The organism is Pseudomonas sp. J452 (assembly GCF_024666525.1).
GTDB lineage: Bacteria > Pseudomonadota > Gammaproteobacteria > Pseudomonadales > Pseudomonadaceae > Aquipseudomonas.
Genome location: NZ_CP088294.1, coordinates 713,165 through 727,589 on the forward strand (window position 1 = coordinate 713,165; position 14,425 = coordinate 727,589).

The window sequence follows — 14,425 nt, forward strand, 5'->3', positions numbered from 1 at the left end:
GCCCCCTGGCTTTGCGCCAAGCCAGTGCCCAACCCTGCTCGTACCTCCGTTATCGCCCCAAAATGGTCGTCCTCAGCGGCCAGCCGATGGCCCCTTAATTCCTCTCTGCTATTACATAAATTCCAGAAAGAAATAACGTCAAAAAACAGGCGATGCATAACCAATTGTTAACAATGGCTTTTCCAAAAAATAGCCACCGCTCAGCAAAAAACTTAGGCCTTCCTCGCCGAGGGTTCACGTAACTGCAAAAAAATTGGCGCAGCCTTTGCACTTGTAACAGCGAACGTGACGGTGACTGTGAAGTAGCTCGCTTGGCATCGGCCCGCATAACAACGCCGAGCCCTGTAGCCGGTATCGCTAGATACCCTCTGGCCGCAGAACAAAAAGCCCAATCGAGCCCAGGACGCCACTGAACTGCCTTGATCTGCAGCAACGATCTACCTTCCAGGATGAGGGGTTAGGCAATGGCTATGGGTATCCACGCAGCGGGCCACATCGGCTCCACCACAACGCCAGCACAGCGCTGCGCAGCCAAGGCAGGCTCGCGTGCAGCACGGCATCGGCGCAACGTTGGCCTCTCTTCGCAAGCCCTGCGCCAGGCCGAGGGCTGAGCCATGTCCACTCAGGTTTCGAGCAGCGCCCAGGCGCTGCTCCAGGGACGACTGTGCGCCCGGTTCTTTGCCTGGGCCTGCCTGTTCGGCGTGCTGGCGGCCTTCGCCGAGCTGATTGATCCGCGCCTGCTCGACCCATCGCACCGGCACTTCATCTTCCTGATCGGCGCTATCGGCATGTGGCGCTATGGCAATGCGAGCATGCATTACCTGCGTGGCATGTACTTCCTGCACTGGCGCTTCCCGCGCATGCGCCGGGCGGTCGAGGCCATGGGCGACGCCGCGCTGCCGTCGCAGATGTTCATGGTGGTAACCAGTTTCCGCATCCCCACCCACACCACCTTCAAGGTCTACCGCTCGGTGTTCCAGGAAGTGCAGCGCCTGCCGGTGCCGTGCACGGTGATCGCCTCGATCGTCGAGAAGGCCGACGAGAACTTCATCAAACAGATCATGCGTGACGAGGTGCGCGGGCGTGACGACATCAAGCTGGTAATCATCCGCGCCCGTGGCACCGGCAAGCGCGATGGCCTGGCTCACGCCTTTCGTGCGCTGTCGCGGCAGATGCCACTGGAAGATGCGGTGGTCGGCGTGGTCGATGGCGACACCATGATGCTGCCCGGCTGCGTGGAGAACGCGGTGAAGTTCTTCGCCTACCTGCCCAGCGTTGGTGGCATCACCACCAACGAGTTCTGCGAGGTGGAAGGCGCCAAGCTGATGCGCGAGTGGCACGCCCTGCGCTTCGTCCAACGCCACATCAACATGTGCTCGATGGCCCTGTCGCGGCGGGTACTGACCATGACCGGGCGGCTGTCGTTCTTCCGCGCCAGCGTGATGACCGAACCAGGCTTTATCAAGGATGTCGAGGCCGACTTCCTCCAGCACTGGCGCCTGGGCCGCTTCCAGTTTCTCACCGGCGACGACAAGTCGTCCTGGTTCAGCCTGATGCGCGCCGGCTGGGACACCTTCTACGTGCCCGACAGCAACACCCTGACCGTGGAGCATCCGCCAGACAGCAACTTCTTCCGCGCCACCCGCCAGCTGATGTTCCGCTGGTACGGCAACTCCCTGCGGCAGAACTTCCGCACCACCCGCCTGCTCGGGCTGCGGCAACTGGGGCTGTTCACCCTGTACGTGCTCTACGACCAACGCGTGTCCATGTGGACCAGCCTGCTCGGCCTGGTGACCTCGGTCGCGGCCGGCCTGATGTTCGGCATCGAGTTCCTGCTGGTCTACCTGTTCTGGGTGCTGCTGTCGCGCAGCCTGGTGACGCTGCTGCTGCTGTTTGCCCAGCACCCGGTCGACCCGCTGTATCCGCTGGTTCTCTATTACAACCAGATCGTCGGCTCGGCGATGAAGGTCTACGCCCTGTTCCACATGGACCAGCAGAGCTGGACCCGGCAGAAGACCACCCTCGACCGCAGCACCGAGGGCTTCGACATGGCCCTCAACCGCTGGTCCTCGAAAACCATGCTGGCCTCCTCCATCACCCTGTTTCTGGGTGCCGTGGCCATGCTGCTGACCCTTTCCCAACCTTGATCCGAGGCGATTGCCCATGACCAGCGCCATCTCCAGCCCTGCGGCAAATGTGGTCCACGAAGCGGTCGACGAGCGCCAGTACGTGCGCACCAAGATCCCCGCACGCGTGCTGCTGCACAGCGGCAGCGAAGACATCGAGTGCGAGATCGAGGACATCTCCCTCGGTGGCCTCGGTCTGCGCTGCCCGCGCGAACTCAAACCCGGCAGCCTGCACAGCGCCTCGATCCAGCTCGACCTGCACAAGGTGGTGCTGAAGATCGACGCGCGAATCAAGGTGACCGCGCAGCAGGGCGAGGTGATCGGCGCCCAGTTCATCGACCTCGACGGGCAGAAGCGCGACATCCTGCGCTACATCATCAGCGCCTACATGTCCGGCGAGATCGCCGACGTCAACGGCCTGTTCAACGTGATGCAGCGGGAAAACTACATCAAGCAGCGCAAGCACAAGTTCGCCGCCGAGCGCACCCCACTGGAGCGCGTGCAGGCCCTGCTCGGCAGCGCCCTGTACCTGCTCGCCGGCCTGCTCATCGCCACGGTGCTGGCGTACAAGGCCTACCTGTTCTTCTTCCGTGTGCCGGCCACCCAGGCCATCGTCAGCGCCGACGCGCATGTCATCAGCATGCCGGAAAACGGCTACGTGAAATTCCTCGTGCCTGCCGGCACCGAACGGGTCAAGGCCGGCCAGCCGATCGCCACGGTGTCTACCCAGCTGGCCACCAGCTTCACCACTCCGGCCGACCTCAAGGCCCTGGCCGACATCAGCCAGACCGACCTGCAGGCCCTGCTCGGCCGCTCGCTGATCGAGACCACCATCGCCAGCCCCTGCGACTGCTACCTGTACCTGCCGAAGAAGATGACCGACGGCTACGGCTACAAATTCGCCGAGCTGGTGCACCTGATCCCGGTCGAGGAAAACAGCCTGTTCGTCAGGGCCAGCTTCCCCTTCGACAAGCTCAAGGACCTCAACGACATCGGCTCCATCGACCTGCAGGTGTTCGGCCTCGGCGCCAGCCTCAGCGGCACGGTGATCGGCTCGGCTCTCGACCCGCTGACCCAGGAACTGCTGCTGCAGATCAGCCCGGCCCAGCCCTTGCCCGTGACGGCCTACCAGAAGCCGGTCGCGGTCGATCTGTTCAAACGCCTGCTGTAGGACGACCAGGAGAACCGCAGCATGACCAGGACCCTGCCACTCAGCCTGTTGCTCGCCGCGCTGGCCGCCAGTTCCGCCCAGGCCGCCAGCCTGCAGCAGATCGAATACCGCCTGCATCAGGACCCGCAGGCCGATGTCGAGGCCGACCTGCGCCTGCTCGCCGGCCGTGGCGACCGCGCCTCCATGCAGCTGCTGGCCGATGTGCTGGCCGGCTCGGCGGACCAGGCGCGCCAGCAGGAAGCCGTCGCCCTGTACCAGGCAGCCTTTGCCGATGGCCAGGGCCAGCTCGGCGCCCTGGTCGCCCTGGCCAACTTCAGCGAACGCCAGGCCAACGGCCTGGAGGCCCAGCGCGCGTTTTTCCAGGCCGCCGTGCAGCGTTTCCCGGCGAGTCGCGATCCGAACAGCGTGCAGGTCAGCCTCGACCTGTTCCTGATCTACCCCGAGCTGTATCAGCCGGCCCAGGTGCGCGAGCTGATCGCCCTGCACCAGCGCGCCTGCACCAGCACCTGCGCCGCCCCGCTGTACCGCGCGCGCCTGGCCGAACAGCAGGGCCAGCGCGAATTGGCCGACAACCTCTACCTCAGCGCCCTGCGCAGCGATGCGCGGGCGGTGGATCGCTACTACCAGTTCCTCGGCGAGCAGCAAGACGAACTGTTCCCGGCCCGGGTCAGCAGCCTGCTGGGGCAGATCGACCAGTTGCCGGTGGCGGTGGTGCAGGCCATCGGCAGCCTGCTCAGCGGCATTCCCCGCGAGCATGATCCGCAGGTCATGCAGTGGCTGGACAACGCCATCGCCCGCCACGCCGACCAGGCGCTGGTGTCCAAGGCCAGCTACATGATGTCGGCGCCGCAGACCTACAGCGCCGAGGAAGTCTTCGCCCTGATCGACCAGGTCGAGCAGACCCGCCCGCAGGAGGGCCGCGCCCTGCGCGCCTCGGCCTACATGGTGCGCGGCTGGAGCAGCCTCGATCCGTTCAAGGCGCAGGCAATCATCCAGGGCCTGCTGGCCGAGGGTTACCAGAACGCCTACCTCAACCTCGGCGAGCTTTACAGCATGGGCGGCCTGGATGAAGTGGACCAGGCCAAGGCCATCGAGACCTACCGCATCCTCGCCGCCCGCGGCGTGCCCTCGGCTTATTACCGCATCGCCACCCTCTACGGCGGCGGCAAGGGCATCTGCCACGACAAGGTCAAGGCCTACGCCTACGCCAAGATCGCCGTGGACGGCGGCGAGCTGGGCGCGCGCAAGTTCCTCAAGGAGCTGGAAGCGCAGATCAGCCAGGAGCAGCTGAGCCAGGCCCTGCAAGCGCGCAGCGGAATCATCCGCGAAATCGAGGCGGCGCTATGAAGCGATCCCTGCCCCTGCGCCACTGCACACCCTGGCTGTTGGCCCTGAGCATCGCCCCGGCGCTGGCCGAGGAAAGCGAAAGCCTGGTCGGCGAACCGAGCAGCCTGCCCAGCCCCGAGGCGGCCGCCGCTGCGCCCAGCCCCTTCGAGCTGGGCCACAAGCTCACCGTGCAGGGCGGCTATGGCCCGGAGAATTCGCAGCCCGGCAATGACGACAAAGGCTTCTACGGCCTGCGTTACGAACCGTCGCTGAGCTGGCGTTCGAGTGAGCCGCAGTGGCCGAAATGGCAGGCCTTCGGCCGCGCTTGGCTCAACTACAACAGCTCCAGCCAGGCCAGCACCGGCCTGCAGGACGAGAACAGCCAGCAGATCGAATACTTCAGCGCCGAGCTGCGCGAGTTCTATGTGCGGCGCAACCTGCTCGGCGACGACCCGCGCTTCTCCCTCAGCCTGGGGCGCCAGCGCTACGCCGACCACTTCGGCATCTGGTGGGACGACAGCCTGGAGTCGCTGCGCCTGAACTTCGACGACACCTTCGCCCGAGGTTTCGTCGCCGTTGGCCAGCAATTGCACAGCTACAACAGCGACATCAAGGCGCTGGACGACAGCGAGCGCGACATCGCCTACGCCATGGGCGAATACGCCCTGCGCTGGAACGGCGATAACTGGGCCGGCGTGCGCCTGCTGCTGGAACAGGACCATTCCGGGCAGGACCTCGACGACCCCAGCGACTTCGACGGCGTCCGCGCCGGGTTGTTTTTCCACGGCGAGGCGCTGAACGTCAGCCCGCTGTTCAGCGACTATCACCTGGAACTGGTGGCACTCGACGGCGACCTTGAGCTGGCCAGCGGCGAGCAGCAGGACCGCAGCGGCTGGACCGTACTCGGCGAGATCGGCAAGCGCTTCCACGCCCTGCCCTGGACTCCGCGCCTGGCCCTACATGGCGGCATCACCGACAAGCCGGACGACGCCAACGACGGCTTCTACCTCAACGCCATCCAATCCGACCGGGTGGCCAACCCGGACACCTACAGCAGCGGCCTGGTCAGCTCGTTCATCGGCGTCGACCTGCGCAACCTGGCCTATTACGGCATCGCCCTGGAAACCCAGCCACAGCCGCTCCAGCACCTCGACCTGCGCCTCAGCGACCTGCACCTGCGCGATGCCGACGGCGCCGTACCGATCAGCCTGGGCGAGCCGGCCGAGCAGAGCGGCAGCCGCTCCCTGGGGCAGACCCTGGACCTCAATTACTACTGGGAAATGTTCCCGGTCGCCCTGCAAGACAAGCACGTGCAAGTCAACGCGTTGTTCACCGCCAGCTATTTCCGGGCGGGGGATGCCATCGGCAACCTCGACAACGATTCCCAACTGTCGTTCGGCGTCGTACTGCGCTACTAACCCACATAGGTGTCGCCATGGTCTTTACCTCGAACATCTTCCTGTTCCTCTTCCTTCCGGTATTCCTGCTGGTCTACTACCTGGTGAAGGACTCCTGGCGCTCCTATGTCATCGTGCTGGGCAGCTACATCTTCTACGCCTGGTGGCGCCCGGACTTCCTCCTGTTGTTCGTCGCCATTTCCTACTGGAACTACTGGTTCGGCCTGCTGATCAAGCACCGCCTCGACGCCGGCGAGAAGAAGGCGGCGTTCCGCCTGCTGACCATCGGCGTGGTCGGTGACCTGGCCGCGCTGGGCTACTTCAAGTACGCCAACTTCGGTTTCGACGTGCTCAACGAGGTGCTGCAACCGCTGGGGGTCAACACCTTCACCCTGGAACACATCATCCTGCCGCTGGGCATCTCGTTCTACGTGTTCCAGGCCCTCAGCTACATCGTCGACATCTACCGCAAGGATGCCGAGCCGACCCGCCGTTTCGTCGACTTCGCCGCCTTCATCGCCCTGTTCCCGCAACTGGTGGCCGGACCGATCCTGCGCTACAGCCTGATCGACAAGCAGCTCAAGCAACGCACCCACTCGCTGGAACTGTTCAGCCTCGGCGCGGCGCGCTTCATGCTCGGCTTCGTCAAGAAGGTGCTCATCGCCGACTCGCTGGCACCCATGGGCACGGTGATTCTCGGTGAGTCGCAACCGCAGATGGTGGATGCCTGGTTCGGCATGTTCATCTCCCTGCTGCAGCTGTATTTCGACTTCTCCGGCTACAGCGACATGGCCATCGGCCTGGGCATGATGATGGGCTTCCGCTTCGCCGAGAACTTCAACCAGCCGTTGCTGTGCCAGAGCATGACCGAGTTCTGGCGACGCTGGCACCTGACCCTGGCGGACTTCCTGCGCGACTACATCTACCTGCCGCTGATCCGCTCACGAACCATGAAGGCCGAGGGCGCCTTGTTCTGCACCATGCTGCTGTCGGGCTTCTGGCACGGTGCGAGTTTCGCCTACATCCTCTTCGGCCTGTACTTCGCCGTGCTCATGCTGATCGAGCGGCGCATGGGCTGGGTGACCAAGGTCAACGGGCCCTATCGTTTCCACCGCAACCTGATTGCCCTGGTCCTGGTGGTCGGCGTGATGCCGTTCTTCATCACCGGCGATATCAACCACGCCGTGAATATCCTCACCGGCATGTCTGGTGTGCGCGGCCTCGGCTCGCTGGATGCCTATTTCATCGAGACCTCCAGCATGACCGTGGCCTTCACCGGCCTGGCCATCGCCTGGATCGTCCTCGCCGGGCGCATCAACCTGCGCTACTACGCCGGGCACAAGCAGGGCTACTGGATGCAGCACGTCGGAGGCCTGAGCATGCTGCTGCTGTGGGCCGGCTTCGGCCTGTCGCTGAGCCGCCTGGCCGCCAATTCCTTCTCGCCCTTTCTCTACTTCCAGTTCTAGGAGGCTGCCATGTTTCCGGTGATGAATTCCGCCCACAAGTTCAACGGCATCGCGTTCATCCTGATGCTCGCCGCACTGTTGCTGTACTCGCTGCCCAGGGTCGTCGGCTTCGCCAAGACCCAGTCGCCGGCCGAGGCGGCCGAGCTGTTCATGAGCGGCCAGCTGCTGCGCCAGTTCGAGGACTACTACGACAAGGGCTTCTTCCTTCGCGATCCGTCCATCGAACTCTGGGCCAGCGCCCAGTACCTGCTGTTCCGCGAGGGCTCCAGCGGCGTGGTGCTGGGCCGTGAGGGCTGGCTGTTCACCAACGAGGAGTACCGCCTGCCCAACGCCTACCAGCAGGCGCTGGACAGCAACGTGGCGAAGATCGCCGCGGTGGAGAAAACCCTCAAGGCGCACAACAAGCGCCTGATCGTGCTGCCGCTGCCGATGAAGCTGGACGTCTATGCCGAATACGCTGCGCGCACGCCGAACAGCCGCTCACAGCAGCTGTACGGTGACTTCATCGCCCAGTTGCGCTCCAGCAGCATCGAGGCCACACCACTGCGCGAAGCCTTCCTGGCGCAGAAAGACCAGCAGCCGCTGTTCCTCAAGACCGACACCCACTGGACGCCCTTCGGCGCGCGCCTGGCCGCCCAGGAACTGGCCCGCCAGCATCCGGAACTGATTGGCAGCGCCACCTACAGTTCGCGCCAGGTGGCCGAAAAAAACCTCGCCGGCGACCTGGTCAACTACCTGCAGTTCAACCGCGAGCTGGCGCCAGAGCGCTTCACCCCATCGCCACTGGCGGTCTTCGAAACCCTCAAGGACAACCAGGAAGTCAGCGACGCCGCGCTGTTCGGCGACAGCGAGCAGCCGATCATGCTGGTCGGCTCCAGCTACACCAAGATCGACGACTGGAACTTCCCCGGTTTCCTCAAGGAGTCGCTGCAGACCGATCTGCAGACCACCGCCGTCGAGGCCCGTGGGCCTTATTACGCGATGGAGCAGTTTCTCCAGGGTAAGCAATTGCAGGACCCGAGCATCACCACGGTGATCTGGGAATTCCCCCTGCGCACCCTGCTCAGCGAAGAGCCGACCACCACTGGCTGGCAAGTCGCCGCCAATCAATTCTTCTAAGGAGCCAGACCATGAAACCTTTTCTGTTCGCTGCCGCACGACCTGTGTTGCTCACGCTGGCCCTATTACCCGCCCTGGCCCTGCTCGGCGCGCTGCCCGCCAGCGCCCAGGACGGCAACGCCGCGCTCTACGATGCCGTGGCCCCGGCCGGCTCGGCCTATATCCGGGTGCTCAACCTGGCGCCCGGCGGCGCCGAGATGATGGTCAGCGGCAAGAGCGCCGCGCAGAAGGTCGGCGCCGGACAGCTCGGCAACTATCTGTTCATCACCCCCGGCGCGCACAAGGTGACGGTCAACCAGAGCAGCGTGGAGATCAACCTGCAGCCGAAGACCGCCATGACCCTGGTCTACAACGGCAGCGGCCTGGTGCAGATCGCCGACGAGTACGTCGAGGACACCAAGAAGGCGCAGATCGCCTTCTACAACCTTACCGACAAACCCATGGCGCTGAAGACCCTCGACGGCAAGCATGCCGTGGTCGACGGCGTGGCGCAGAACGGCACCGGCACGCGCATGGTCAACGAGGTCAAGATCGGCTTCGCCGCCTATGCCGGCGAGCAGAACGTGGCCAAGTTCGGCGAGCTGTTCCTCAAGAAGGGCCGCTCCTACTCCTACGTGGTCATCCCGGAGGGCAGTGGCTACCGCGCCATCGGCCTGATGAACGGCCTGGACAGCATCAAGTAGAGCGCCCATGAAGACAGCCCAGCGCCTGATCGCCAGCTTACTGCTGCTTGCCGCACCGACCCTGCAGGCCGCTGAGCAGTGCGGCCTGGAATGCCTGCTGTGCCCCGGCCTGGCCGACCCCGCGCACTATGCCGAAGGCATCATGAAGGCGATGAAGCACATCGCTCCCGGCGAAGGCACCTGGCTGTTTCGTTCCGAGGTCGACCTGAGCAACCAGTTCGGTATCCCGGCCGAGATGCAGCCGCAGTTCAAGCGCCTGATCGATGCCTTCGCCGCCAAGCAGGTGCAGGTGGTGATCGCCGTGCAACCGACCCGCGGCATGATGCACCGCGACAAGGTCCGCGCCGACAGCGCCTATGGCTTCGACTACGCTCTGGCCCGGCGCAACCTGGAAACCTTCCTCGGCCAGTTGCGCGCCGGCGGTGCCCTGGTGCCGGACATCCTGCCGCTGGTGGATAAGCCGCCGCAGCCGGATTACTTCTTCCGCCGTGACCACCACTGGACACCGACCGGCGCCCAGGTCACCGCGCGCATCGTCGCCGACGCGGTGCTGCAGCAGCCGTTCTACGCCGAGCTGAGCAAGAAGACTTACCGCACCGAACCCAGCGTCATGGTGCCCAAGGACGGCACCATGAGCCGCGGGCTGAAGCGCATCTGCGGCAACAACTACGGTTTCCAGTACGTGCGCGGCTTCCAGACGGTGCCGGCGGGCGACGACATGAGTGCGCTGTTCGAGGAAGCGTCGACTCCGGAAGTGATCCTGGTCGGCACCAGCAACTCGGCCAACCGCGACGACGAGACCAAGAACTACAACTTCGACGGCTACCTCAAGGAATACCTCAGCGTCGACATCCTCAACCTGGCGCTGCCCGGCGCCGGCCAGGAGGGCGCGCTGCTCAACTACCTGCAATCGGCCGACTATTCGCCGGACGCACCGCCGAAGATGATTATCTGGGAGCTGCCGGCCAGCTTCCGCCTGGAAGACCCGCTGATGTATCGCCAGCTGCTGCCGGCGATCCAGGGCGGCTGTGGCAAGGCGGAAGTGCTGGCCAGCGAGCAGCGCGAACTGCCGCCGCTGCAGGTCGATCAGCGTCTGGAAATCCTCAGCAACAGCGGAGCCCAGCGGCAGAACTTCGCCGACCTGCCGGGCTTTCTCGATATCAAGCTGAGCGACAAGAACCTCAAGGACTTCTACATCATCACCTATTACGACAATGGCCAGCGCGACAAGGTCTGGTACCGCCGCGAGGCCATCGTCGAGGGCGGCCAGTTCTACCTGGAGCTGAGCAAGGCCAAGGAATTTCGCGGCGCCAACCTGCTCTCGGTGTTCTTCGAACCCACCGAGGCGCTGACCGAGCCGGGCAGCGTGGAGATCAAGCTGTGTCGCTGAAACTGAGCGCGCTGAGCGCGCTGACGGCACTGGCCGTCGGCAGTGCCCAGGCACAGTCGATCTGGCCGCCACAGCCCAGCGCGCTGAGCGCCGAGGTTGGCGACTACCATGCGGCGAGCTGCCCCAAGCCAGTGCTCAAGCCCTATACCGGGCCGCTGCTGATCGACAGCAAGTACGACCAGAGCGACGCCAGCAAATCGACCCTGAGTGGCAAGCAGTCGAAACAGTCGAAGGAACTGCACGCCCACCTCACCGCGTTCAACCAGCGCCTGGCGCAGTTCGCCGACTACTACCTGGCCGCCAGCAAGCCGCAACAGGCGACAGTCGCCCTGGCCTGCCTCGACCAGTGGCTGCAGGCCTGGGCCGTGGCCGGCGCCCTGCAAAGCCGCGAGACCAACAAGACCGGCATCGCCGCACGCAAGTGGTCGCTGGCGGCCATCGCCTCCACCCTGCTCAAGACCCAGGCCCTGAGTGGCGGCCAGCCACAGCTGTCGCAGGAGCAAGAGCAATGGCTGGCACGCCTGGCCGAGCTGGTGATCGAGGATTACAGCCCGCGCCAGCAACCCGGCTTCGCCTATTTCAACAACCATGACTACTGGGCCGCCTGGGCCGTCGCCGCCACCGGCATGCTGCTGGAGCGGCCTGCTTATATCGCCTGGGGCGAGCGCAACTTTCGCCTGGCGCTGGCGCAGATCACTCCGTCCACCCAGGGCGACTATGCCTACCTGCCCAATGAACTGGCCCGCGGCCGCCTGGCCGCCAACTACACCCACTACGCCCTGGTGCCACTGGTGTTGCTGGCCGAATCCAGCCAGCGCAACGGCCCCGGCCTGAGCGCGGCGGATGCCGTCAAGCTGCAACAACTGGCCAACTTCGCCGTGCGCAGCGTGCTCGACGCCGAGGCCCTGAGCGAGCTGCAGGGCAAGGAGCAGGAAGCGGTGCCGGCGCACAAGATGACCTGGCTGCTGCCCTTCCTCAGTCGCTACCCGCAACACGCCCTGGCGCGCCAGCTGTACCAGGACGAAGACGGCGCCGTGGATGCCTACGGCCAGCTCGGCGGCCGCCTCAAACCGCTCTACCCCAACCTTCCCTGACCTGCGAGGTGCCACCGTGGCCCGGCTCACTGCATCCCTCGGCACACTGCTCGTCGCCCTGCTGCTGTCGCCACCGCTGCTGGCGCAGACCCTCTATCGCCATCAGATCGAGGCGCTGCCCAGCCAACCGCAGCAACAGGCCCTGGCCGAGTTGCTGGCCAGCAACAGCCCCAGCGTGACGACCGCGCAACTGGCATTGCGCCTGCCGGCGGGCCGTGCACGGGTCAGCCAGCCGCAACTGTTTTCCGCCCAGCGTGGCAGCTGGCCATTCGAGCCGCTGGTCGGCAGCGGCCTGTTCAAGGTCATCGCCGCCTACCAGAGCCAGCACCCACGGGCGCTGCAGATCGACGCCGGGAGCATCGACCTGGCCCAGCTGGAGCGCGCGGTGGCCAATCCGCAGATCCTGCGCCGGCACAAGGACGGCTACCTGCTCAGCTACCCGCTGCTGATCGGGCCCACCGCCGCCCTGCTGATCAAGGACACCCAGCTGTACCTGAACAGCCGCAGTGGCGCTGCGCTGATCAATCAGGGCCAGCTGCAACTGCAGCGCAGCCAGCTGCAGAGCTGGAGCGGCAGCACCGACAGCGACGACCCGGCACTGTTTCGTCCCTTTATCCTGGCCTGGGCCGGCAGCAGCACCTGGATCGAGGACTCCAACCTTACCCGCCTGGGCTACAACGCCCACCTGACCCGCGGCCTGAGCACCCGCCGCAGCGCCAGCCAGGGGCCGGGCGTGGCACCAGCCCGGCTGCTGATCCGCCATAGCCGCTTGCGCGAGATGGCCAGCGGCGCCGAGCTGCACGATGCCCTGGCGCTGATCGACGACTCGCGTTTCGACGACCTGCAGCAGTACGCCATCGACCTGCACGACAGCCGCCTGAGCCTGCGCCTGAATCACATCAAACAGGTGCGCAACCAGAGTGCGATCCGCATTGCCGGAACCAGCAGCGGCGATGTCACGCAGAACCTGATCCTCGCCAGCGGCAAGGCCGCCATCGAGGTCAGCGCGCAGTCGGGCGAGCTGAGCCTGCGCGACAACCTGATCGGCAACAGCGGCAGCCACGGCATCCAGTTGCAAGGCCACAGCGGCGGGCGCCTGCTGCTGGCCGGCAACCTGATCGCCAACAGCACCAGCAGTGGTATCGACGGCGAGAACCTCGACGCCGCGCTGATCGTCGCCAACCGCATCAGCGCCTCGCCGGAATACGCCATCAGCCTGCGCAGCAGCCAGGCGCAGCAGGGCGAGATCGGCCTGTTCGACAATCAGTTGGCCAGCAGTGGCAAGTCGATGATCCGCAGCGAAGGCGTGCGCCAGCTGCACTTGGGCGGCAACCGTTTCCAGGGCGTGGCGGTCAATCAGGAACTGCTGGCCGGCGACCTGCAGACGGTGCAGAGCCTGTTGCTGGAGACCACGCTCAAGCAGGGCTGCTTCGCCCGCCTGCAACTCACCAGCAGCGCCCTGCCGATCGAGCCGCAGCCCGTGGCACCGGGCTGCGGTAGCTGAGCCTGGTTACTCGCTGGCGGCGCTCTTTTCCTCGAGCAGCGGCGCCAGCAGCAGGGCGTGGGTACGGCCCTGGGCATTGCGCCCGAGGGCGACGATCACCCCTTGATCGTTGATCCCCAGCCCGGCCTCGATAACCCAGCCGGCAGGGTCGGGCAACAGCTCGTTGAGGTTCTGCATGCCGCTTTCCTGGCTCCAGACAAACCCTAGGGCGCTGCTGCTGGTATCACTCTGGCCGACCACCTTGCCATTGTCATTAACCCCCTTGGCGTAGCTGTTGCTGCCCCCCAGGGTGCCGAGGTCCTGCATGCCGCCAGCAGCTGTCCACAGAAAGGCATGCTCGACCGTCCCCACCGAGGCATAGCCAACCACGCTGCCATTGCTGCTGATCGCCTTGCCATAGCTCCTGCCGCCATCGAGGGTGCCGAGGTCGAGCATGCCCTGGCTGCTATCCCAGCGAAACGCATGCGGGCTGCTGCCGAGATGACTGAAACCGGCGACCTGGCCACTGTCGTTGATCCCGGTGGCGTAGCTGTTGCTGCTGGCCGTGCCGAGGGTGCCGAGGTTCTGCATGCCGCCATCAGCCGTCCAGCGAAAGGCGCGGTTCTTGCCCGTGGCCAGCTGGCTGTAACCGGCCACCTGGCCGGCATTGTTGATCTCGCGGGCGTAGCTGGTAGGGCCGCCCAGGGTGCCGAGCAACTGCATGCCCGTCGCAGCCGACCAGATGAAAGCCTGTTCGTTGCTGCCGTGCAGGCCGTAGCCAACCACCTGCTGCTGGTCGTTAAGGCCGTAGGCGTAACTGGTGCTGCCGTTCAGGGTGCCGAGATCCTGCATGCCGCCGGCGGCCGTCCAGAGAAAGGCATGGGCACCCAGGCCGGCATAGCTGTAGCCGACTACATCGGCCTTCTCGTTGAGGCTGTGCGGCACGCTGTAGGAGGTCCGGATCAGGCTGCCGAGATCACTCAGCGCGTAGAACTGGGCTGAGGCATGTTGCGCGAGCACCGCGAGCGCGATGCCGATGGTGACTGCAGTCGGTTTGAAGACGCTGGACATGACACATGTACCCCAATGCAAAGCACGTGAGGGCAGATGAGCAAGGGCATGCAGCCGGAAGAGGGAGAGCGAGGTATTGCCTGCCACTTTCAAGCGAGT

At 65.0% G+C, this 14,425-nt stretch carries 11 protein-coding genes; 10 read left to right on the plus strand and 1 reads right to left on the minus strand.

What is annotated here, in order from left to right; all coding sequences use genetic code 11:
- The first annotated feature begins 614 nt into the window (after nucleotides 1-614).
- Genes LRS11_RS03195 through LRS11_RS03240 form a run of 10 tightly spaced genes read left to right on the plus strand, consistent with a single transcriptional unit; the run spans nucleotide 615 to nucleotide 13,276 of the window.
- Complete coding sequence (locus tag LRS11_RS03195) at nucleotides 615-2,147, plus strand: glycosyltransferase family 2 protein (protein WP_260495479.1); 1,533 nt, start codon at nucleotides 615-617, stop codon at nucleotides 2,145-2,147.
- A 16-nt stretch (nucleotides 2,148-2,163) separates the two neighbouring features.
- Nucleotides 2,164-3,297, plus strand: coding sequence for a PilZ domain-containing protein (locus tag LRS11_RS03200; protein ID WP_260495480.1), 1,134 nt, complete (start codon nucleotides 2,164-2,166; stop codon nucleotides 3,295-3,297).
- 21 nt (nucleotides 3,298-3,318) lie between these two features.
- Complete coding sequence (locus LRS11_RS03205; protein WP_260495481.1) at nucleotides 3,319-4,644, plus strand: sel1 repeat family protein; 1,326 nt, start codon at nucleotides 3,319-3,321, stop codon at nucleotides 4,642-4,644.
- Nucleotides 4,641-6,041, plus strand: coding sequence for an alginate export family protein (locus LRS11_RS03210; protein ID WP_260495482.1), 1,401 nt, complete (start codon nucleotides 4,641-4,643; stop codon nucleotides 6,039-6,041). The genes LRS11_RS03205 and LRS11_RS03210 overlap by 4 nt, the downstream gene beginning before the upstream one ends.
- A gap of 17 nt (nucleotides 6,042-6,058) precedes the next feature.
- Entirely contained in the window at nucleotides 6,059-7,486 is a 1,428-nt protein-coding gene (locus LRS11_RS03215) for an MBOAT family O-acyltransferase (RefSeq protein ID WP_260495483.1), read from the plus strand.
- Nucleotides 7,487-7,495: 9 nt separating this feature from the next.
- Nucleotides 7,496-8,605, plus strand: a complete 1,110-nt coding sequence (locus LRS11_RS03220; RefSeq protein ID WP_260495484.1) for an alginate O-acetyltransferase — start codon at nucleotides 7,496-7,498, stop codon at nucleotides 8,603-8,605.
- 11 nt (nucleotides 8,606-8,616) lie between these two features.
- Nucleotides 8,617-9,288 (plus strand): alginate O-acetyltransferase AlgF, encoded by a 672-nt coding sequence (locus tag LRS11_RS03225; protein WP_260495485.1) that lies wholly within the window; start codon nucleotides 8,617-8,619, stop codon nucleotides 9,286-9,288.
- A 7-nt stretch (nucleotides 9,289-9,295) separates the two neighbouring features.
- On the plus strand, nucleotides 9,296-10,678 hold the full coding sequence (locus tag LRS11_RS03230) for an alginate O-acetyltransferase AlgX-related protein (RefSeq protein ID WP_260495486.1): 1,383 nt from the start codon (nucleotides 9,296-9,298) through the stop codon (nucleotides 10,676-10,678).
- Nucleotides 10,669-11,772, plus strand: a complete 1,104-nt coding sequence (locus LRS11_RS03235; RefSeq protein ID WP_260495487.1) for a polysaccharide lyase — start codon at nucleotides 10,669-10,671, stop codon at nucleotides 11,770-11,772. Before LRS11_RS03230 ends, LRS11_RS03235 begins: the two co-directional genes overlap by 10 nt.
- A gap of 16 nt (nucleotides 11,773-11,788) precedes the next feature.
- Complete coding sequence (locus tag LRS11_RS03240) at nucleotides 11,789-13,276, plus strand: right-handed parallel beta-helix repeat-containing protein (protein ID WP_260495488.1); 1,488 nt, start codon at nucleotides 11,789-11,791, stop codon at nucleotides 13,274-13,276.
- Nucleotides 13,277-13,282: 6 nt separating this feature from the next.
- Here LRS11_RS03240 and LRS11_RS03245 read toward each other — a convergent pair whose 3' ends face one another.
- Nucleotides 13,283-14,326, minus strand: coding sequence for a hypothetical protein (locus LRS11_RS03245; RefSeq protein WP_260495489.1), 1,044 nt, complete (start codon nucleotides 14,324-14,326; stop codon nucleotides 13,283-13,285).
- Between the last annotated feature and the right edge of the window lie 99 nt (nucleotides 14,327-14,425).